Origin of the sequence: Ahrensia kielensis DSM 5890, from assembly GCF_000374465.1 — a bacterium.
In the GTDB taxonomy this organism is placed as follows: domain Bacteria; phylum Pseudomonadota; class Alphaproteobacteria; order Rhizobiales; family Rhizobiaceae; genus Ahrensia; species Ahrensia kielensis.
Map to the genome: position 1 here is coordinate 406,872 of NZ_KB894530.1, position 21,178 is coordinate 428,049.

Consider the following 21,178-nt stretch of genomic DNA (forward strand, 5'->3'; position numbering starts at 1 on the left):
TATTACATAAAACATCGTGTAAACCCCCCATTAGGAATCCACATTCAAATTCCAATCAAGTCATTGTTATATCAATAGAATTTGTATTCCGTTATTTCTTTATAAGACATATCGGGGGTAAGTTTCGCGCTTGGGAAACTAACGTTATTAGGCGCATCAGGCCAATTTTGCGCTTCTAAACAAAGCCCCGAACACGGGCCATAGGACTGACCATCAAGGCCACCGCCAACAGTTGGGATTTTATATCCATTGTAGAAATGCAATCCGGTTTGCGTAGTCCATACTTCCATAGTGGGGCTATCTGGCGCCGACAGCCGAGCCGCGAAATGCGGCGTTTCTCGGCTTTTACGTGCCAAGGCATAGGTATGATTATACAGGTAGGGTGAAGATTGCTTGGCATCTGCAATTTGACGTGGATGCATAAAATCAAACGGCGTGCTCGCAACAGGAGAAATTTCACCCGTTGGCAACACCGACCCATCATGCGGCAAATAATGATCCGCTGCGATTTCAAGAGTATGGTCATTTGTATCACCATGCCCTTTCAGATTGAAATACGGATGATGGCACATGTTTAACAAGGTGGTTTTACTTGTTGTAGCTGTGAAAGTGAGCCGTAGAATATGCTCATCAACGATCTCATAGGTTGCGCTCACATTGAGCTCGCCAGGATATCCGCCTGCACCATCAGGGCTTTGCAATAAAAATTCGACGGATGAAGCGCTTTTGTTGCCGACCCTCCAGCTTTGAGATGAAAAGCCGTTGCTCCCGCCATGTGAATGATGAGGAGCGCTATTGGTTTCTAGCGTTAAGTTCTGCCCATCGACTTGCGTCTTACCAAGAGCAATTCGGTTCGCATATCGACCAACAACTGCCCCAGCAAAAACACCAGAGTGCACAGCATAATCTTTAGGATTGTTCCATCCATGAATGAGAGGTGCATCTATACCTTTAATACGCATATCAACCAACGTGGCACCGAACGGCATAACTACCACATGGAGATGCTCGCTATCGAGCGAAATTAAGCCAAAGGCATTCATAGTATTTCCGATCATGATAATTGATTGCTGTTCATGAAATGCTCATCATCAAGATTGATGAACAGAAAGCAGCTTTACTCAAGTGAGAGGCCGACTCATTTCTTGCGATTTATTATGTGATCTATTGGCGCTTTTGCAAGCGCCCCTCGTTGATTGAAAGCGCCTTACAAATATAGCCGCAACTCGGGCCTCTATGTTGCCCTCGTAGCGTCGGTCATCGGATCGGCAAGCTCACGAGCACTCGGCAGTCTACTAGATGGCAATAGGCCTGGCTGCCGTTCAATCATTCGGTGCACGACAGCTGGTTTACCTTCAATATGCAATCTGCGCACCTCCTCAAAGTTTTCTGCATCAGCCTTAGTGCGTCGCTGTGAAACGCACTCCCAAGAATGCGTTCACACAACTGATGCGCGTAAATTCGCACGAAGTTTAAAATGCATTTGGTCTTGATTTAGCACCAAATGGCCTACTGCCCATAAAAACTTCTCGGCGGCACCTCACTCCAAACATACACATTTAACTGCCACCCAGCTGACGGAGAGATCAAGTCCGGCGCAACTTAAGCTCATCAGAATCAAGACCTTACCCAACAGCCCCTGCTCTAATAACGACACATAAAGCCAGCGCCAGAAATGCGGGCTGTAACTCTGGCTTGATATTCATTGGTAGGATCAATAGAAATTGATTCGTCCTACCAATGGGAAATTCTGAAAAGCGCCATTGGTAAGAAGACACATTTGGGAGGCTGGTTTTGAAAGATAAGATTGGTTCATGGCGCTCTGGGGCTGCTTACGCCGCAGAAACTATTGGCACAGCAATTCTTAGCGGTGACTACCGTGAAGGTGAGCGCCTACCATTAGAAGCCGATCTGGCTGCAAGCCTAAGCGTCTCTCGCAACACGCTTCGCGAAGCTATTAAATTACTCGCCGCAAAATCCTTGGTTGAAGTCGCGCCGCGCCGCGGCACAGTCGTTTTATCAAAAGAGCAGTGGAACGTCTTGGATGAGGATGTCCTCAACTGGAGCGGGCCGAAAGTTGAAAGCGACCGGAGCTTAATGAACGAGCTAGCTCGTATTCGTTACCTCGTCGAACCTGCCGCAGCATTTGATGCGGCGACATGTGCCCGTCCAGAACAGGTCGCAAACATTATGGCTGCCTATAAAGCCATGGAAGAGCAAGCAGGTGAATCGCTCAGAAATGAAGAAGTATACAAACGCCGTGTTGATGTTGATGTGGCTTTTCATTTTGCCGTTGCTGAGGGGTCTAACAACCGCTTTTTAATCTCCATTACCCGCACCATAATTCATGCGATGCGTGCCAACTTTCGAGCACTCAACCGTGACACGAAACATTACCACGGCAACCTCGAAAACCACGGCCACGTTGCTGAAGCCATTGCCCGACATGATGAAAAAGCTGCGCATCAATTCATGGAAGATCTGATCAAGCGAAACCGCAAAGATACAAGAACCATGCTTGGGCAAGACCAAAGCACAGACAGTCACGATTAGTGCAATCAAAATTTAAATTTCAACAGGAGGAAGAACTATGAAACGTCGTATCCAAATAATATCTGCCGCGCTGGCCAGTGTCATCGCAGTAGGCACCATGCCTGCTTTTGCCGAATATCCAGAACGTCCAATTACACTACTTGTACCATGGTCAGCAGGCGGAGGAACGGATGTTGTGGGACGTATGATCGCCACCGGTCTACAGGAAGCATTAGGACAGCCCGTTAATGTCGTAAACCGTGCTATTGAAATCGGCACAAGAAACCCAAGCCGCGAGACGATTGCTCCCTCCCACTTGAATTTTGCCTTTATACCCTTGGTTTGAACCAGACGCAGTTGGACTGGTAGCGGCTTTGGAAGACTCATGCTTACCACTATGCGATAGAACCGTATTGATAACGCCAGGTGGGAGCGCGACAGCGGTAGCCTTGTTTAGCGCGTTAGACAACAACCTCTTCATTGATCTCAACTCCAAGACCCGGCCCTTGTGGAATTGGAAGGAAGCCATTTTTGACGCTAATTTTTGTTTGCGGTGACAGATAATCGTAAAAATCTCCAGCTTGATTGTAGTATAACAAACCGCATCAACTTGAAGAGACTCTGAACAGATTGATATGCCGCCTCCCGTGCCAATCATAATTGCCCTGCTGTTTAAGCGGTAAGGCGGGCGGCCGCTTTTTCAGATTGCGCCATACGCCATTGTCCGACGGCCACTGCAATGATGAGCAAAAGACCTTTGGCAACTAATTGACAGAAAGTTGGTATACCTAAGAGATTCATGCCATTTGACAATGTAGCCAAAAGCAAAACGGCAAGCATCGTTCCAACAACGGTCCCCTTACCGCCTGCCATTAAAGCACCACCGAGAACACGGCGGTGATGGCCTCTAACTCCAGACCTTGAGTTCCCGATGCAGGTTGCCCCGAACTGGTTCGCGCAGTCACTAGAACACCAGCCAATCCCGAAAGCGCACCAGAAATTGCGTAGATATAGTAGCGCATGCGATTAAGGTTGATCCCTGCCAAACGCGCAGCGGCAGGATTGCCGCCCATGGCATAAAGACTGCGTCCAAAAACTGTCGATTTGAGCACAAAATGACCAATAAATGCGACGGCAATAAGTAACGCTAGAGAAACAGGAATGCCTGGAAAATTACCGAATTGTAGAAAACGGCCTGAACCAAGATAGGCTAGATTTTGATCAATCACGCCAACCAGACATCCATCAGATGCAATCAAAAACGTAACTGTAGATATCTCGTTACCCTCAGGACATTTCCGTTAAATTACCAAATCTGGGAAAGAGGAGATGTTTATGAACAAGGATCAACGTGAAGTTCAGCGTAAATTACGCATTCTTCAGCATGCTGAGGAGATTGGCAGCGTTGTCAAAACATGTAGATATTTCGGTATCAGCCGCTCAGGCTTTTACAGATGGCGCGACGCTTACGCGAAGAATGGCGAAGCTGGCCTAATCAACCGCCCATCCATTCCCAAGCAACATTACAATAGGACACCAGTTGAAATCGAAGAAAAGGTTCTTCATCTACGTCGTAAATATCATCTGGGGCCAATTCGTATCGTCTGGTACATGCAACGATATCACGACATCAATATTGCCAGTGCAACCGTCTCCAGAATTCTAAAGCGCAATGGAATGAGCAGGCTTCCCAGAGGAACTCTGGCTTCGCAAAGTTCATACAAAGCGCTACAATAAACAGGTCCCTGGCCATCATATCCAGATGGATGTTAAGTTCCTGACATTCAAAGGGAAAAAGGTCAGAAAGTTCGGCGCTTTCAATATACGGCAATTGATGATGCTACCCGTGTAAGGGCCTTAAAAATTTATGAGAGACACACTCAGGCAAACGCCATAGACTTCGTCGATCGTATCATCGAAAAATTCCCGTTCTGTATCAAGGAAATCAGAACTGACTACGGCCATGAGTTCCAAGCTAAGTTCCATTGGCATGTCGAAGATCTGGGTATACGCCACGCATATATCAAACGCGTAACGCCGCAACTTAATGGCAAAGTCGAGCGATCGCATCGATCAGATGAACAAGAGTTCTATCAGCTTCTCAGCTACAAAGGTGATCTTGATCTCGAAGCCAGACTTCATGAATGGGAAAAGTTTTACAACTTCCATCGGCTGCATGGAGCATTCAATGGAAAAACCCCTTACGAAGCGCTCAGAGAGAAGCTACAATGATCAAATAAAATGTCCTGAGGGTTACAGCACCTTACAAATCGGGAAACTTCTAGGCCTGACACTTTATCGGTGCCAATGACTGCTATTGAGTATTCATGTAAGTAGTAATTTGATATTCGGAACTTCCTCTTTCCGCCCATACAGACTTCGGTTGGCTGTCTTCCAAAGAGTTCAATATCTGAGTGTCTCATTTCCTCAGAGGGATATTGTCTAAGCCCGAGCAAAGCCTAGTGACATTAATGTTTTTGGCTTGCAGTCAGTTAAGAGACAGGACCAGTACTGTCTGACGATGGAGAGACCACCGTTTGGTTCTTGCCTTTATGTTTCGCTAGGTAAAGAGCTTCGTCGGCTCGATTTATCAGCATCTGCGGCGTCTCAGCTCCGACCCTGAAAGCCAAACCAATGCTGACTGTCACTCGAAGTACAGTGTCATCCCCTTGGGTTACCAACCTTATTGCTTCTATGCATTCGCGAATGCGTTCGGCGACGGTGATAGCATTGGTTACGTTGGTCTTGGTAAGAACAACCAAGAACTCCTCGCCCCCATGGCGCGAGACGATATCGTCGTCGCGCACAATGTCACTGATCCTGCTGGCTACATTCTTGATGCATTCATCGCCGACAGCATGGCCGCAAGTGTCGTTAATCTTCTTAAAATCATCAATGTCTAGCATAAGGAAAGCAATTGACGTATTTTTGTCGGTGGCTTCGCTCCATATCTTCTCCATATCATCGTGTGCTGAGCGCCGGTTTTGAAGTCCAGTCAAAGGATCAAGATTAGCAACCAACTTCAATTCGGCATTGAGTTGAGCAAGTGCCTCTTGATCACGAAGTTCCCGAATTTTGGATTTGAAGCTTTTCCACTGGCTCCTGATAGTCGCCCTTCGTGTTGTGGCAAAGGATGCAATTGCGCTGCAATAGAAACAGCTAACAATAATTGCTGTTAGCGGCTCAGAGACTGGGCCGATAGCGAGCATTAACAATTGAAGAGCAGCCGCTACTGTCACTGCGACAATCGTCCACTTGAACTCGATTGGAAAAAACAGCACGGCTGTTGCCACAGTAAATAGACCCGCCGTGAGATAGCGTTCAAATAGGAATACACCGCCCATCGCGCCAAGAAAACCTGCCTCCAGCATTATGGTCACTGAGACCACAATCATTGTCATCCCTTGGACCCACCGCGCTTGCTGCCTTCCCCAGAGAATGTAAGCGCCTAATAAGACAGAGGTGCCTATGAGGCCGCGGACAATGAGTGATGCGACCAAGAGCGTGGGACTTACGAGGTAATCGAAAGATATCAGAAGGATATTAAAGACAAGAGCTGCCTGTAGCCAGGAACGAGCCTTGAGTGAATGTGCCGCCCAAGAATACCTGTCATAGACTGCAGCAAACTCGTGGGGAGTGTCGGATTGAAGGCTATCATGTGTCAGCAATGCATCTGGCAGCATGTCGCGATCAGTCATCGCTGTTTCAAGCGCCTCATTGTAGACGAGCTGGCTGTGGGTCCGATGGTCGACTTGATTGCATTTATTCATTATGATCGCTGGACTTGTCCCATTTTAATTCCGCATCCAGTTCTCGTTTAGACCATTTTTCGTTCGAAGTCTGCCGGTGATATTCCTCCTATTGCTGAGGGTGTTGTCAAGGGAAACTAAAACGGGAGTAAAAGACCACTCAAGCAATCATTATGCCGCGCACAAAATGCGCTAGTCGTTTAACGACTGATCGCGTAATTGTTTAAAATTTGGCCGGCTCACGAAATGGCGTTGATGGTTAAATTGGTTGAAAATGGTGGCATAAATAGACGAGAACTTTTACAAACTTTCCATTGACCGAAAGCGGCCCATTGCACGTTCTCGTTGTTAAAAATATAAGTGCGAACTCTCAACATGGTTATTCTTATATTTTCCTGTTTCGTAGCCATGACGAATGCCAAGGTCTTGCATGGCAGCGCCGCAAGAGCCAAGTTTATCCGTGACTATTTCAACGGGAGAACCGTATTTGGAAAGCAGTTTTCTTAGTACTTTCAGTGCAGCGCGGCGATCTCGACGTTTTGAAACATAGCTTTCCAACACAGTGCCTTTGTGATCAATGTCGCGCCAAAGATACAGTCTCTCGCTGTTGATTTTGACTAAGGCTTCATCAATGTGCCAGCGCCAGTTTGAGTGGATCCCTGCCAGATGTTCCCGAGCTTCTTTGGCAAAAAAGAACCAAAACGGTTTTACCAAGATCGCACTGTTTCATGACAAATGTCGTTTCCACGCTCGTGCAAAATATCTTCGACTTGCCGCAAACTGAGCGGAAATCGGACCTAATAGATTACCGCTAGCTTAAAAATTTCGGGCGAAGTTTTAAAATACTTGAGTGGATTTCTCGTTGTCACGGCTGAAAATTATCGTGCATTTCAAATCAAGGCAAGCTCCTCTGACAACACCGACGCCAAAGCGATGCGTGAAAGCGAAGCTAAAGGAAGATCGAGTTGATCCGGCACATACCAATCAGGTTTGGGCGATGACTTTGTCCATGATCAGTTACCTACACGTCGCAAGCTTCGTATTTTGACCATCATCCATACATTCTCACGGTATTCACCAACAACAAAAACCGCCATCAACCAATAAATCAACGCCGGTGCAATACGATGCGGCATCGGAAAGCAAAAATACCGCTGGGCCTACCATTTCATTGACATTTGCCATGCGCTGCATCGGCGTCTGGCTCTCGAACTCCTTCGTCTGATGAACCATCTCAGGGCGCGTATTCATCGGCGTTGCGGTATAGCCAGGCGAAATAGAATTAACTCTTATTCCACGATCCACCCACTCCATTGCCATGGATTTAGACATATGAATAACCCCCGCTTTGGAGGCATTGTAGTGCACTTGGCTCAAACCTTTATTGACGATAATGCCGGACATTGAAGCGATATTCACAATGGAGCCACCTTGCCCATGTGCGATCATGGCGCGCGCCTGGGCTCGACAAGACAACCAAATGCCTTTCATATTGATATCCATCAAGGTCTGGTACTGGTCTTCCTTCATCTCCTCGCAAGGATTGGCGTTTGCTATCCCCGCAGCATTAACTGCGAGTTTCAACGGGCCAAGCTTAGCTTCGGTACGGCTTACGGCTTCGGCCAAATCTGAACCAGATGTCACATCAGCTGCAATCTGTATGGATTTGCGTCCTGCTGCTTCTATAGATTTTTCGGTTTCAGCCAAGCCGTTATCTTCACGCCTATCGAGCAGTGCCACATCGGCACCGCATTGCGCGAGACCGATTGCGATCCTCTGCCCTATTCCACTGCCCGCACCAGTCACCAATGCAACGCGGCCTGACAAATCAAAGAGTGCCGGTGCGTTCAAAAACATTTCAGTCATAGGTATCTCCTGAAGTAGGAATCATCTGAAAATTAGAGCGTCGCCAGCTCTATTATGGAAACATCGTTCGCCGCATCGCGGTTAAGGATTCCTGATTGTTTTCCCTGCGCCATAACCATGATGCGGTTTGACACGCCAAGTACTTCTTCAAGATCAGAGCTCACCACAATCACCGACACGCCTTCATGGGCGAGAGCAACTATAATGTCATAAATTGCGGACCGTGCACCGACATCAATACCTCTTGTAGGCTCATCCAGAACCACCACTTGCGGATTGCGCGCAAGCCATTTTGCAATAACAACTTTTTGCTGGTTTCCGCCGGACAATTCGTCTGCACTCTGATGACCGCTACCTTTGACACCGAATTTTGTAATACTTACATCGGCAAAGTCTTTAATTCTGCCTGCGGTCATCCAGCCATTGGCCGCAACAGTATTCATATTTGCATAGGCAATATTCTCAGCAATCGTGTGGGGTAGTACAAGCCCCTGTAACTTGCGATCTTCAGGAACAAGCACCATGCCGTTTCGGATAGCATCTTGCGGTGTCCGGAGCTTAATTTCCTTACCGTTCAAAAGTATCGAGCCCTCAGAAATCGGATCAACGCCGACAATTGCACGCACCAATTCGGTTCGTCCCGCCCCGACAAGTCCGGCGATTCCAAAAATTTCGCCTTTGGCCACTTTGAAGTTAATGTCGGAAAAACTACCAGAAGGCGATTTCAGTTTTCGCACCTCCAAAACAGTTTCATCTTTCGGCATTGGAATGACAGGAAACATGCGTTCAAGGCTGCGTCCGACCATTGCCTCTACGATCGTGCGTACAGGTACATCAGCGCTAGCAAATTCCTGAACTTTCACACCGTCACGCATAACCACAATGCGATCGGCGATCCGTTTGATTTCTTCCAACCGATGCGAAATATAAATTATGCCGACCCCATCAGCCTTGAGGCTTTCAATCTGCTCAAAGAGTTTCGTGGTCTCCTCACCGCCAAGCGCTGCCGTCGGCTCATCCAAGATCAAAAGCCGTGCATTCAGCGTCAACGCCTTAGCAATTTCGATCAACTGCTGGTTTGCCGTGGAAAGTCCTTCGACCAATCTACGGGGCGAAACATTAAGTCCCAAGCGCCGCAAGCTTTCCTCGGCGCGTTCATCCATGGCCTTCCGGTCCACAGCTCCCGCTTTGGTAGGATACCGACCGACGAAGATGTTTTCCGCAATAGAAAGATGCGGCAGAAGCAGTAATTCCTGATGAATCATACCCACGCCCGCATCAATGGCTTCACGAGGATTGAAGGGAGCGTAAGGTGCTCCTCTCCACATCATTTCACCGGATGTCGGGAGAACCGTACCAGAGATAACATTAGAAACCGTAGATTTACCGGCACCGTTTTCACCCAGCAAAGCGACAACTTCTCCAGCTTTAACATCCAAATCTATCCCATGAAGAACTTCAATCGGTCCGTAGGACTTTTTGATATTCCGCAAGGATAGAATTGTACCTTCGCTGTCCGAAATCATAACTTTGCCTTTCGTGTCACAGTGCCGATAGTATGCTTGTTACGGATGTTTTTCGACGAATTTCGCAGCGTCACTACATGTGGTTAAGACCGCATTTGGAATTTGACGCGCTGGCACAGATGCCCCATTTGCAATAGCAATTGCTGAGTTGACCGCCAAAACACCCATCGCCTGAGTGCTCTGAGTTGCCGTAACAACAAATGGCGTGTCGCACGCAACGAGTGATTCCAATGCTGCTCCATCACCGTCATAACCACCGATCGTAACTTGATCGGACATTCCGGCAACTTCAACAGCTTTAGCCGCCCCCATTGCTAGACCATCAGCCTGACCAAAGATAATATTGATATCAGGATTGGCCTGAAGCATATTCTGAGCAATCTGGAAACCTTCGTCCGGTGACCATTGCTGGCTCCATTGCTGTGCAACAAGTTCGACACCTGGATTCTCGTCTATTGCGCGCTTACAACCTTCAAAGCGCAACACTTCAGGTGTTGTGCCTTTCTGGCCGTGAATGATGGCCATTTTGCCCTTACCTTCTGCCAAGCCTATGATGTGATTGCAGACCTCATATGCCGAGTTGATACTTTCACCAGCAATGAAGGTATCTCCTGGGGCGCCTTCAGGCTCACGATCAACATTGATTACCGGAATTTCTTCCGCACGGGCTAAGCGGGTGGGCACAGCAGCAGCGGCAGCTCCAGCAGGAATATAAATAAAGGCGTCTATGCCTTGCGTCATTAAATCTTGAACTTGGCTAACCTGCGTAGCGGTATCATTTTTCGCATCTACAACAATAACCTCGATGCCCAGTTTGCCGGCATAACCTTCGACGCCAAGTTTGATCTGGTTAAAAAAGTCAGCTTGCAGGTTTGGGACAGCGAGTCCGATTTTTTTGATGCCGCCGACACCTTCAGCCGTAGCGGATGATGCAAGCCCAACGACCGCTGTCGCTGCGAGCAGTGCTTTTATAGTGGATTTCATGGTATTCTCCTCCTTGTTTGTTGGCCCGATAAAATATCTCGGAACCTAGTGCGGCCCGAACATACGAACCAATTCGGCGGCGCAAGTAAGCATGACATGCGCCGATATCTTTAACGTCTCTGTTTGAAAGTTTCCGCTGCAACTGCCAGTACAATAACCATGCCAATAATGACGGCCTGCAGAAATGGTGAAACGCTAAGTAGGTTAAGTCCATTGCGCAGCACACCAATGATGAGAACGCCAATCAGCGTTCCGACAATACCACCGGTGCCGCCAGACAAACTTGTTCCCCCAATGACAACCGCGGCAATGGCATCAAGCTCATAAGCAACACCTGAACTCGGTTGCACAGAGTCCAGCCGTGCGGCAAGCAAAATGCCAGCCAAACCTGACAGCAATGCGCAGACAACATACACAAGCACTGTAGCAAGTTTCACATTGATACCTGCAAGGCGCGCCACCTCAGGATTGCCGCCGATCGCATATAGAGACCGACCCTCTTTGCGCAATCGCAAAAACAGCATGGCTACAACGAATACAACGAGCATAACTGCCACTGTCATAGTCAAGAAGCCGAAATGACGGATTATTGCGCCAAGATTGAACCAGGCCGGAAAGCCAATGATCTGCGAACCGTTTGTAATCATATTAGCCACACCGCGCGCAATAGACATCATAGCCAGTGTCGCAATAAAGGCAGGTACCTTGAACTCTGTTATAAGCAGTCCAGATAATGCACCACAAAATGCTGCAGCAATCAAAGCCCCAGCAATTGCAACAGCCATAGGCAATTCAGCTACAACATTTAAATAACCAAGCACCATCATGGAGAGCGCCAATACGGATCCGACAGACAGGTCGATACCTCCGATGAGTATAACGAAGGTCATCCCAACGGCCATTATCCCAAGCACTGTAATCTGATCTGCAATGTTCAAAAAATTGCGAAACGACAAGAATGAATCAGTTGCGAAAGACAAAAATGCGCAGAGCAGCAAAAGTCCAATCAAAGGCCCAACAGCCCCGCTAAGCGAGAAAAACTTCGAGAACCTCTCCATCAACTGAGACTCAGATGCCGTAGTACTTACCATTTCCTCCCCCTCGCATATTTATTCACTTACGATATTTAATGCTTACTTTATTGAAAGGCATCTGTCAACATCAGAAAACCTTGGATAAAGCTGGGCTGCAGAGCCTCTCCACATATAAACACCCAAATTGAACACCTTGACTAACTTCTTTCTGCATGTTTTATTAAGCGTGAATTTTTATACAGGAGTGATCATGAATTCCCACGACCTTCGTCTTATGGCCAACAAAATCAGGCGCCGAGATGTGCAAGCCGTGTTTGAAGCAGGGGCTGGGCATATTGGCGGAGAGATGTCTGTCATCGACCTCCTTACCGCGCTCTACTTCGATATTATGTCCGTGAACCCAGACAACCCCAACGATCCGAAACGTGATCGACTTGTTTTGAGCAAAGGGCATACAGCCCTCGCCTTGTATATCGTCCTGTCTGAAAAAGGGTTTATTGCGAAAGATGAAATCTCCACCTTTCTCAAACCACACTCTCGCCTAAACGGCCACCCAAACCGCACCAAAGTACCTGGCGTGGAAACGAATACGGGGCCTCTTGGTCATGGATTGCCTATCGCCGTCGGCATGGCCAAGGCGGCGCAAATGAACGACGAACCTTGGCGTACTTTCGTCATAACTGGAGACGGCGAAATGCAGGAGGGATCCAATTGGGAGGCCATAATGGCAGCTTCACAATTCAAACTCGACAATCTGACACTCATTATTGATCACAACCGACTGCAACAAGGCGCGCGTTTAGTAGACACGAATGACGTGGCTCCGCTACGACCTAAACTAGAGGCATTTGGCTGGGCTGTTGAGGAAATCAACGGCCATAACATGGACGAAATATGTTCGGTCCTTGCCGCTGATAAAGTAGTTAAGGGTAAACCCAAATGCATTGTCGCACATACCAACAAAGGCCAAGGCATTTCATTCATGTCCGATGATGTGGCATGGCATCACAAAGTGCCAAACGAGCAGCAATACAAGCAGGCCATGGCCGAGCTTGAGGAGGCTTCACAATGAACGCACCATTAGAAACCTCCAGCCTCTATGACTGTCGCGATGCTTTTGTCGCCACGTTAGAAGATCTTGCCGCCGCGAATGAGTCTATTGTTGCTGTATGTAATGATTCCGTTGGATCGTCCAAATTAGCAGGTTTTCGTGAAAAGTTTCCAGAGCGTCTGATCAATGTTGGTATCGCGGAACAAAATATGGTTGGCGTCGCAGCTGGGCTGGCCAATGCCGGCAAAATACCGTTCGTATGTGCAGCGTCACCGTTTTTAACAGGGCGCGCTCTGGAGCAAATCAAGGCAGACATCGCTTACTCTGAGACCAATGTTAAATTGGTCGGCATCAGTTCAGGAATGGCTTATGGGGAACTTGGCGCGACGCACCATTCAATTGAGGATTTTGCTTGGATTCGTGCACTGCCGAATGTACCAGTTATTGCTCCTGCAGACAGGATTGAGACTGCGTCCGTGATAAAATGGGCAGCAGAACATCAAGGTGGGTGCTTCCTCCGTTTGAGCCGTGTCGGCGTTCCCGATCTTCTGCCCGAGAATCATGTTTTTGAGCTTGGCTGCGCAAACATACTGCGTGATGGTTCTGATGTGACGATCATTGCCAACGGCACTTTGACATATCGAGCAATGATGGCGGCTGCAATTCTGGATAAGCAAGGTATATCGGCACGCGTTATCAATATGGCCTCTGTGCGCCCAATCGATACTCAAGCTATTGTGGAAGCTGCACAGGCAACCGGCGCAATTATCACCTGTGAAGAACATACGATATTCGGTGGCCTTGGCAGTGCTGTCGCAGAGGTTGTTGTTGATGAAAGTCCTGTACCGATGAAACGTCTCGGCGTTCCGGGCATATTTGCGCCAACAGGTTCTGCGAATTTCCTTATTGAGGAATTTGGTATGTCGCCGAGCGGCATAGCGGACAGCGCTACCAAATTGATAATGCGGAAGAAATAATCGTGGCAACAAAAGCTATCCTGGCGATTGATGAAGGCACAACCAACTCAAAGGTCGTGCTGGTCAATGCGATGGGAGAAATCATTGCAAGCGGTGCAGCACCGGTGCCAATTGAACATCCAAAATCCGGTTGGGTTCAGCAGGACGCCAACGAGATATGGTCCGCGACTAAGCTTGCGATAAAGAGCTGCCTTGCCAAAGCGAACGATATTGAAATCGTGGGATTGGGCATATCGAACCAACGCGAATCCATACTTATCTGGGATCGTAAAACTGGCACACCACTTGGCCCAATCATTAGTTGGCAATGCCGACGTACGGCCGCTAAATGTGATGCATTAAGGCAAGACGGCTATGAACCGAATGTAATCGCCAAGACCGGATTACCACTTGATCCAATGTTCCCACCGACAAAGGTTGCGTGGCTACTGGAAAATCACGGCAAGGACACGGCCGATATATGCGTTGGAACCGTGGACAGTTGGCTCATATGGAAGCTCTCCGGCGGAAAAACACATGCGAGTGATCGTTCAAACGCCGCACGTACTCAGCTTTTCAATCTTGCCGACGGCCAGTGGGACAAAGAACTTTGCGCTTTATTCGGTATTGATATAGACACTCTGCCCGCCGTTTATGATTCATCGCATATCTTCGGTGAAACGCACGCCACAGGCGTTTTGCCCGACGGCATTCCGATCGCCTCAGCAATTGGCGACTCCCATGCAGCGCTGTTCGGGCATGGAGCTTTTCATGACGGTGACGGTAAGATCACATTCGGAACAGGATCTTCCGTCATGACGACGCTTCCTGAATTCATAACACCGCCAGACGGAATAACAACAACCATCGCTTGGTCATTGAACGGTCGTTCGACCTATGCATTCGAAGGTAACATTCTTGTAAGTGCAGCCATTTTTCCATGGGCGGCCGACATGCTGGGCCTTTCCGGTGTAGAGGAGTTGATTGATTTAGCTCAAACAGTTGAAGACTCAGACAGTGTTTGCCTCGTCCCTGCACATGTGGGCCTTGGTTCACCCCATTGGGCATCGCAGGCACGCGGATTGGTTTCAGGCCTGTCATTCAACTCAAAACCAGCTCATATGGCACGTGCGGCAACAGATAGTGTGGCCCATCAGGTCGCCGATGTTCTTGAAGTTATAAAGCATACTGAAAGATGTATCGGACGTCTTTTTATCGATGGTGGCCCGAGTAATAACAAGTTTCTGATGCAGTGTGTGGCAAACAGCATTTCGCACAGCATTATCCCTTGCCGCAATACCGAAGCTTCCGCTCTTGGTGCGGCACATCTTGCAGGACTGAGCACAGGATTTTGGCCAAACCTCGAAGCGGTGGCAAGCCTTGCATCACATGGAACACCTTATAAACCGAAGATGCCTGCAGAAAAGCTGCTTTCACAACGAACGGCATGGCGAGAGGCCGTTGCACGCACTGTGCTTCGCGTATAGTGAATATTTATTCGTGCATATCGGAAAGTTAACCTCATGTCCCGTCTAAATGAACTTCGAATGATCGCCCGCGTAGCGCAAATGTATCACGTTGAACATCAACGTCAGTCTGACATCGCAAAGCATCTTCGCATATCGCAAGCAACAATATCACGCATGCTCAAACGTGCATTGGAAGAAGGCATTGTGCGTACGACAGTCTCTTCACCATCCGGCACATATGCCGAACTAGAGACCGAGCTACGCGCAAAATTCGCGATCGACGAGGCCATCGTTGTGGAATGTTCCGAAGACCGCGAAGGCGCGATCATGGCACGCATTGGAGAGGCTGCAGCCCATTTCATTGAGGCGACACTTCAGCCGGGCGAAGTGATCGGCGTTTCCAGTTGGTCAGAAACTATTCTCAAAATGGTGGATAACATCCACCCTATGAAGAACAATATGGCAAAATATGTGGTCCAAACACTCGGTGGCATGGGGGATCCGACAGTCCAAATTCATGCCAACCAGCTGACCACACGACTGGCTAAGCTAACCGGAGCAGATGCTCACCTTTTGAGCGCACCAGGTGTGGCACAATCGCGGGAGGCTAAATTGGTCCTCCTGAGCGATACTTATGTGCGCGAAACAATGGACTTATTTGGCAAGATTAGTCTTGGAATTGTCGGAATCGGCGCTATCGAACCTTCTGGCATGCTGGCCCGCAGCGGAAATGTGTTTACCGCTCGTGAATTGGCAGAGGTCGAAGAGGCCGGCGGTGTCGGCGACATAAGCTTACGTTTCTTTGATGCTGAAGGTCGACCGGTGAAAACACCGCTCGACGACCGGGTAATCGGTATGACACTGGACGAACTTGCTAAAATCGACCGTGTTATTGCATTGGCAGGCGGGCAATCAAAAACCGAGGCTATCCGAGGCGCACTTCAAACCGGCGCTATTGATCTTCTTGTAACCGATAAATTCACAGCGGAACGTCTCGTTTCAACATAACAACAATGCATTTGAGGAGTAAATTGCATGTCCCGTTTTTCAGGAAAAACCGTCGTTATCACCGGTGGTAACAGAGGTATCGGTTACGCAATGGCTGAACGCTTTGCTTCAGAGGATGCGAACGTAGTCATCGCCTCTATTGAAGAGCACGTTTATGAAGCAGCCGATGCTTTGGTTGCAACCGGCGCGAAGGCTAAGGGATTTGTGTGTGATGTAACCAACATTTCGCAGGTTAAAGAGCTGTATGAATTTGCAGCTAAAGAATTCGGCAGCGTAAATATATCTGTTCAGAATGCAGGTATTATTACCATCGCAAAAGTTGAAGACCTGACTGAAAAGGAATGGGATGCAACGATGAATGTGAACACCAAAGGTGTATTCCTGTGCTGTCAGGAAGCTATACGCCACATGCGCGGTAATGGCGGCAAGCTGATCAATATGGCATCCGGACAAGCCCGCGATGGGTTCATCTACACACCGCACTATGCTGCATCCAAGTTTGGAGTTATGGGATTGACCCAAAGTCTTGCCAAGGAAGTTGCACTGGACGGGATCACTGTTAATGCGATTTGCCCAGGTATTATCAAAACGGATATGTGGGACTATAATGACCGTGTCTGGGGCAAAATGCTCGGTGACTTCGGTCCCGGTGAATTGATGGAAAGTTGGGTTCAGAATATTCCGATGAAGCGTGCGGGTGAAGGTCGCGACGTGGCAGGACTTGTCTCCTTTCTAGCCAGCAACGACGCTGACTATATTACCGGCCAAACCATCAATGTGGATGGCGGTTTGATCATGTCGTAACCGTTTGCCGGGCGATATACCGCCCGGCATGTTTTTACAAAGAGAGCGGCTAGGCAGCCTTTATTCCAGCATGAAGCTTCGTGACTTCGAAAGCAGCGTCTGCCGCCTCTCGCCCCTTTTTTATGAAGTGCCCGCCAAAGAAGGATTGATGTTCATCAGAAGACTGGAAGTGATGCGGCGTCAGAGATACGGACAAGACCGGAACGCCGGTTTTTAGTCCCACCTCCATCAAGCCTGAAACGACGGCTTGGGCCACGAAATCATGTCGGTATATTCCGCCATCAACCACGAGCGCAGCAGCCGCGATAGCCGTATATTCACCCGTTTGCGCTAACTTTTGCGCGATCAAAGGCATTTCAAACGCGCCGGGCACATCGAAGATATCAATATGTGCCTCTACCTCGAGTTCATTAAGTCTTTGTTGAAAACCTTCCAACGCTTGGTCGACAATGTCGGCGTGCCAGCGTGCTTTTATAAAGGCAAATTTGGGGGATTTTGTCATAGCTCTAGATCCTTTCCACATGACAGAATCCCAGAGCGTCAGAACGCACGGCTCAATAGCCCGCACGCTCCATTCTCTACCATCCGGACTATGACCGTCGGCCCCGGATTTTCACCGGTGTCTGCTGACCTGCCCCGAAAGGCAGCGCTCGCGGGCTATAACCGCCGGTGGGGAGTTTCACCCCGCCCTGAGAATATATTTCGTTTACTTAAGTTATGTTTCGAAGTCAAAATACAAATCGAGAATGCTGCTAATATCTTAAGTGGCCCTCTCTTTAGACGTCCGGCTTGCCCATTACTGTCCCATTGTCTCATTTACAGAATACAAGATATCTACAACTCTAGGGACAACGCAGTCACTAAAAGAAACAACAGAACTACACTAAAGTTATTTAGTCTTAATTGGATTTTAGGTAACTCTTACTCACAGGCGTTCGAATACAACCTCTTGCAAAGAATAATGCCTGAACACGCATTGGTTTATGGATCTTGACGATGCCGGCGCAAATGGAGACTTGGTGTGTAGACTACAATAATATTCGGCCAGACAGCGCAATCGGAAATGAGGCGCCGATATCGCTCAAACGAACCAATTAACGCTTGAGTACTAACCTCGGAAATACTCCAACCATGTGGTCCAGAGTTGGGGAGCAGCTCACTACCCCAACAACAATACGCCTGTAGTTCAATCGCTCAGCCTCTGGCAATTGCATTATACGACTCTTAAGCTCGTGATTAGTTAGGATAATGCTAGAAGACCGACTAGCGCCGAAATACCATAATGCATTACCCCGAATGTCATAATCTCGAATTAAAGTGACTTACAAGCTCAGGGGTCAGCCCGACGTGCTTGCCAGCTCCGCAATGCGACAACTCCTATGAAAATAAGGCCTAATACTGTCTGCTGCATGAATGATGAAAACCCAGTGACTCCCAAGCCATTTTCTAAAATCCCTAGAATTAAAGCGCCAAGCAGAGAGCCTATGATGAGCCCTCTTCCACCAAACAGCGAAGTTCCACCCAACACAACAAGTGCAATGACATGAAACTCAATACCTGTAGCAACGGATGCTTGAGTGGAATTTAGTCGCGCAACCCAGACGATCGCCGCCACTCCACTAAGCGCTCCCATCAATACGTAAACTGTGAATTTCACTCGGCGAATGTTAATACCTGACAGTCGTGCTGCTTCCTCATTTCCGCCGACAGCGATCACACGTTTGCCGAAACTTGTGTAGTTGAGCATTACGAAGCCGAGGATAACAACAAGTGCAGCCAAATAGACTGATGGTGCTAGACCTAAAATTCGTCCACGAGCGATCCACAAAAGCGCGTCAGGATAGCGAAATAGAATGTCATGCCCGAGAACGATAAGTGCCACTCCTCGAAACACAATCATAGTACCCAAGGTCACAATAAGCGCTGGAACGCGTAAATTCGCTACGCAATAGCCGTTTGCAACACCGCAGAGACTGCCTGCTGCGACTGCTGCAATTAGCGCAAACCAGACAGGGAAATCGTTGTTCACGAGAAGCAAACCCAACATCATGCCGCTTACCGCCACAATCGAACCGATGGACAAATCTATCCCTTTAATGGCAATCACCAACGTCATACCAACGCCTAAAATAATATAGGCTGCAGTTTGATTGAGTATAATACTGATATTTAGCAGGCTGATAAAGCGCTCATTCACCCCATAAAAGATGGCCAGAAGGGCAAGCAATATGAACGCGGTGGCGGTTGTCGAAGCTGCGTCTGGATAAGCTTCTTTCCAATCGAGCAGCTTTTGCATCACGCTGCGTGGTTGATCAGGTTCGGCGTGTTTAGATGAAAAACTCATGTTTTTCCCTCCGCCGGTTCTCTTGAAATGCGGACAGCGACAACCGCAATCAACAACCCACCTACTGCGATCAGTTGCCAGAAATGAACAACGCCGGATAACAATAGTCCCGTTTGAAGGATACTCAGAATCAACGCTCCTAAAAGGGAGCCAAGGATTACACCGCGTCCGCCAAAAAGTGATGTGCCGCCAAGAACGACAGCCGCCAGAACCTGCAGCTCAATCCCCTTGCCCATCACGGATTGGGACGCATCCATTCGTGCCACAATAATAATCGTAGCCAGTGCGCTCATGACTCCCATGATGAGAAAAGCTATAATTTTACAGATGCGCGTATTAATGCCGGCCAGTCGTGCGGCTTCGCCATTCCCACCCACAGCCGTAAGATGCTGGCCAATTCTGGTATGTTTCAGAAACAGGTACCCCCAAAGCACAGCAATAAAGGCGATCCAAATCGGGACCGGAATTCCAACCAGCGAGCCAGATCCGATCCAAACTAGAAATGGCGGAAATTCGACCATTACAGTTGAACCGCCCAAGAGGTAGGCCAGCCCTCGAAAGAAAGTCAACGTACCTAGTGTCACGATGATCGAAGGCACCCGCACTACTGCGGTTAGGAAACCATTCATAAAACCGCAAAAGACACCGACTATAAACGTCGCCAAAAGTCCGACGCCAATCGGGTAGCCCCATGTTATCACGGTCATACCTAGCACCGTAGCGGCAAGTCCGATTATGGAGCCCATGGAAATGTCGATTTCCCCAACTGTAAGCACAATGGTTAACCCCACCCCAAGAATGATATAGATCGATGTTTGTGTCAGTATGTTGCGCAGAACGGATAGGCTGAAAAAATTCTCCGCTGTGAACGAAAATACCAAAATCATCAGCAACAGTAGACCAAAGGTTGCTATCAACAGCGGGGCATCGGGGGCGGCATCTAGTCGTTTGCGCAATGCAACGGGAACCTTAATCATTGCTTGCTCAATCATGCGAGACTCGCCCCAGTGATTAATCCAACCACTTCTTCCCGAGTTGTGTCTTCTATGCGAAGGTCGCCGACCTTGCGGCCACCGCGCATAATGATCACGCGGTCAGCAACTTTGAAAATGTGGTCCATGTTATGCGAGATCATGATGAAGGAAACACCATGTGTTTCACGAATCCGCTCGATCAATGCTAGAACCGCCCGCTGCTGATCAACGCCGATATTATTGGCTGGCTCGTCGAGAATAATGATCTCTCCTTGCCAATAGGCAGCGCGCCCAACCGCAACTGACTGTTGTTGCCCGCCCGACAGGTTACGAATTGGGGCTGACAAATTGCGCACTTTGATATTAACAGTTTTCAACAGATCAACGGTTTCGCTCCGCATTTTCCGCCGATTTATGAAACCAAAAGCCTGACCAAGCCAGCCCGACTGTATCTTTTCGCGCCCAAGAAATAGATTGGACGGGGCATCCATTACTTCGACCAAACCAGACGCCTGATACACAGTCTCAATTCCCAACTCGCGCGCTTTGCGCGTGTTTTCGATCTCGACAGAGTTTCCATTCAGAAGTACATCACCGCTACTTTTGCGATAGGCACCTGTCACACTCTTGATGAGGGTGGATTTTCCAGCACCATTGTCACCGACAATTCCTAGAATTTCGCCCTTGTTCAACTGGAAGCTGACATCATCAAGGGCTTTGATTCCACCAAAATTTTTGCAAATATTTCGTGCTTCTAAAGCAGGAGCACCCCCCTGCGACGCTTGCACAGTTGTTTCGATAAACAAATACGTCCCCTCCCTAAAAATTTCAAAAATTCGGCAGCGCAAATTCTTGCGCCACCGAGAAGTTGTCCTGCGGAG

Annotated in this window: 20 protein-coding genes, 3 pseudogenes and 1 riboswitch; of the genes and pseudogenes, 9 read left to right on the top strand and 14 right to left on the bottom strand. The window is 48.5% G+C overall.

Annotated features, from left to right (window positions below):
- Positions 1-71 precede the first annotated feature (71 nt).
- Complete coding sequence (locus C504_RS0111395) at positions 72-1,058, bottom strand: aldose epimerase family protein (RefSeq protein ID WP_026317420.1); 987 nt, start codon at positions 1,056-1,058, stop codon at positions 72-74.
- A 176-nt stretch (positions 1,059-1,234) separates the two neighbouring features.
- Positions 1,235-1,417, bottom strand: a pseudogene (locus C504_RS19105) (hypothetical protein); the annotation flags it as partial.
- 377 nt (positions 1,418-1,794) lie between these two features.
- Here C504_RS19105 and C504_RS17750 point away from each other — a divergent pair.
- Positions 1,795-2,553, top strand: a complete 759-nt coding sequence (locus tag C504_RS17750; RefSeq protein WP_018689473.1) for a FadR/GntR family transcriptional regulator — start codon at positions 1,795-1,797, stop codon at positions 2,551-2,553.
- A gap of 37 nt (positions 2,554-2,590) precedes the next feature.
- Positions 2,591-2,878, top strand: a complete 288-nt coding sequence (locus C504_RS0111405; RefSeq protein ID WP_018689474.1) for a type 2 periplasmic-binding domain-containing protein — start codon at positions 2,591-2,593, stop codon at positions 2,876-2,878.
- A 326-nt stretch (positions 2,879-3,204) separates the two neighbouring features.
- Here C504_RS0111405 and C504_RS18370 read toward each other — a convergent pair whose 3' ends face one another.
- Both C504_RS18370 and C504_RS17755 read right to left on the bottom strand, forming a co-directional pair.
- On the bottom strand, positions 3,205-3,405 hold the full coding sequence (locus tag C504_RS18370; protein WP_018689475.1) for a hypothetical protein: 201 nt from the start codon (positions 3,403-3,405) through the stop codon (positions 3,205-3,207).
- Positions 3,405-3,791: an ABC transporter permease gene (locus C504_RS17755; RefSeq protein ID WP_018689476.1), complete on the bottom strand. Its 387-nt coding sequence runs from the start codon at positions 3,789-3,791 to the stop codon at positions 3,405-3,407. The genes C504_RS18370 and C504_RS17755 overlap by 1 nt, the downstream gene beginning before the upstream one ends.
- 76 nt (positions 3,792-3,867) lie before the next feature.
- Here C504_RS17755 and C504_RS17760 point away from each other — a divergent pair.
- Positions 3,868-4,764 (top strand): annotated as a pseudogene (locus tag C504_RS17760) (IS481 family transposase).
- A 260-nt stretch (positions 4,765-5,024) separates the two neighbouring features.
- On the opposite strand, the gene C504_RS0111425 reads toward C504_RS17760, so the two are convergent.
- Positions 5,025-6,230: a GGDEF domain-containing protein gene (locus C504_RS0111425; protein ID WP_169385115.1), complete on the bottom strand. Its 1,206-nt coding sequence runs from the start codon at positions 6,228-6,230 to the stop codon at positions 5,025-5,027.
- Positions 6,231-6,629: 399 nt separating this feature from the next.
- On the bottom strand, positions 6,630-6,995 hold the full coding sequence (locus tag C504_RS18945) for a transposase (RefSeq protein WP_245555170.1): 366 nt from the start codon (positions 6,993-6,995) through the stop codon (positions 6,630-6,632).
- A 196-nt stretch (positions 6,996-7,191) separates the two neighbouring features.
- Between C504_RS18945 and C504_RS18950 the strand changes: the two are divergent.
- Positions 7,192-7,361 (top strand): annotated as a pseudogene (locus C504_RS18950) (IS3 family transposase); the annotation flags it as partial.
- Here the strand turns inward: C504_RS18950 and C504_RS0111435 are convergent.
- The 4 genes from C504_RS0111435 to C504_RS0111450 form a co-directional block, all read right to left on the bottom strand.
- Complete coding sequence (locus C504_RS0111435; RefSeq protein WP_018689481.1) at positions 7,356-8,147, bottom strand: SDR family oxidoreductase; 792 nt, start codon at positions 8,145-8,147, stop codon at positions 7,356-7,358. The pseudogene C504_RS18950 and the gene C504_RS0111435 sit on opposite strands and share 6 nt — an antisense overlap.
- Positions 8,148-8,179: 32 nt before the next feature.
- On the bottom strand, positions 8,180-9,673 hold the full coding sequence (locus C504_RS0111440) for a sugar ABC transporter ATP-binding protein (protein WP_018689482.1): 1,494 nt from the start codon (positions 9,671-9,673) through the stop codon (positions 8,180-8,182).
- A gap of 39 nt (positions 9,674-9,712) precedes the next feature.
- A complete protein-coding gene (locus C504_RS0111445; RefSeq protein WP_018689483.1) occupies positions 9,713-10,657 on the bottom strand; it encodes a substrate-binding domain-containing protein in 945 nt (314 codons plus the stop codon).
- Positions 10,658-10,767: 110 nt separating this feature from the next.
- Positions 10,768-11,715, bottom strand: a complete 948-nt coding sequence (locus C504_RS0111450) for an ABC transporter permease (RefSeq protein ID WP_018689484.1) — start codon at positions 11,713-11,715, stop codon at positions 10,768-10,770.
- Between the two features lie 226 nt (positions 11,716-11,941).
- Here C504_RS0111450 and C504_RS0111455 point away from each other — a divergent pair, with 226 nt between their 5' ends.
- The 5 genes from C504_RS0111455 to C504_RS0111475 are packed head-to-tail and all read left to right on the top strand — an operon-like array spanning position 11,942 to position 16,979.
- Positions 11,942-12,763 carry a transketolase gene (locus tag C504_RS0111455; protein ID WP_018689485.1) on the top strand — a complete coding sequence of 274 codons (822 nt, stop codon included), beginning with the start codon at positions 11,942-11,944 and terminating at the stop codon, positions 12,761-12,763.
- A complete protein-coding gene (locus C504_RS0111460) occupies positions 12,760-13,719 on the top strand; it encodes a transketolase family protein (protein ID WP_018689486.1) in 960 nt (319 codons plus the stop codon). Before C504_RS0111455 ends, C504_RS0111460 begins: the two co-directional genes overlap by 4 nt.
- A 2-nt stretch (positions 13,720-13,721) precedes the next feature.
- Complete coding sequence (locus tag C504_RS0111465; RefSeq protein ID WP_018689487.1) at positions 13,722-15,185, top strand: FGGY family carbohydrate kinase; 1,464 nt, start codon at positions 13,722-13,724, stop codon at positions 15,183-15,185.
- Positions 15,186-15,221: 36 nt separating this feature from the next.
- The gene (locus tag C504_RS0111470; protein WP_026317421.1) at positions 15,222-16,175 is read left to right on the top strand and encodes a sugar-binding transcriptional regulator; all 954 of its coding nucleotides are present in this window, start codon (positions 15,222-15,224) and stop codon (positions 16,173-16,175) included.
- Between the two features lie 27 nt (positions 16,176-16,202).
- A complete protein-coding gene (locus C504_RS0111475) occupies positions 16,203-16,979 on the top strand; it encodes an SDR family oxidoreductase (RefSeq protein ID WP_018689489.1) in 777 nt (258 codons plus the stop codon).
- Positions 16,980-17,028: 49 nt separating this feature from the next.
- On the opposite strand, the gene C504_RS0111480 is transcribed toward C504_RS0111475, so the two are convergent.
- The 4 genes from C504_RS0111480 to C504_RS0111495 all read right to left on the bottom strand — a co-directional run bounded on the left by C504_RS0111480 (position 17,029) and on the right by C504_RS0111495 (position 21,103).
- A complete protein-coding gene (locus tag C504_RS0111480; protein WP_018689490.1) occupies positions 17,029-17,481 on the bottom strand; it encodes a 6,7-dimethyl-8-ribityllumazine synthase in 453 nt (150 codons plus the stop codon).
- 67 nt (positions 17,482-17,548) lie between these two features.
- A riboswitch (FMN riboswitch) is annotated at positions 17,549-17,680 on the bottom strand.
- A gap of 629 nt (positions 17,681-18,309) precedes the next feature.
- A complete protein-coding gene (locus C504_RS17770; protein ID WP_018689491.1) occupies positions 18,310-19,323 on the bottom strand; it encodes an ABC transporter permease in 1,014 nt (337 codons plus the stop codon).
- Complete coding sequence (locus tag C504_RS0111490; protein WP_018689492.1) at positions 19,320-20,315, bottom strand: ABC transporter permease; 996 nt, start codon at positions 20,313-20,315, stop codon at positions 19,320-19,322. Before C504_RS0111490 ends, C504_RS17770 begins: the two co-directional genes overlap by 4 nt.
- On the bottom strand, positions 20,312-21,103 hold the full coding sequence (locus C504_RS0111495) for an ATP-binding cassette domain-containing protein (protein WP_018689493.1): 792 nt from the start codon (positions 21,101-21,103) through the stop codon (positions 20,312-20,314). Before C504_RS0111495 ends, C504_RS0111490 begins: the two co-directional genes overlap by 4 nt.
- Between the last annotated feature and the right edge of the window lie 75 nt (positions 21,104-21,178).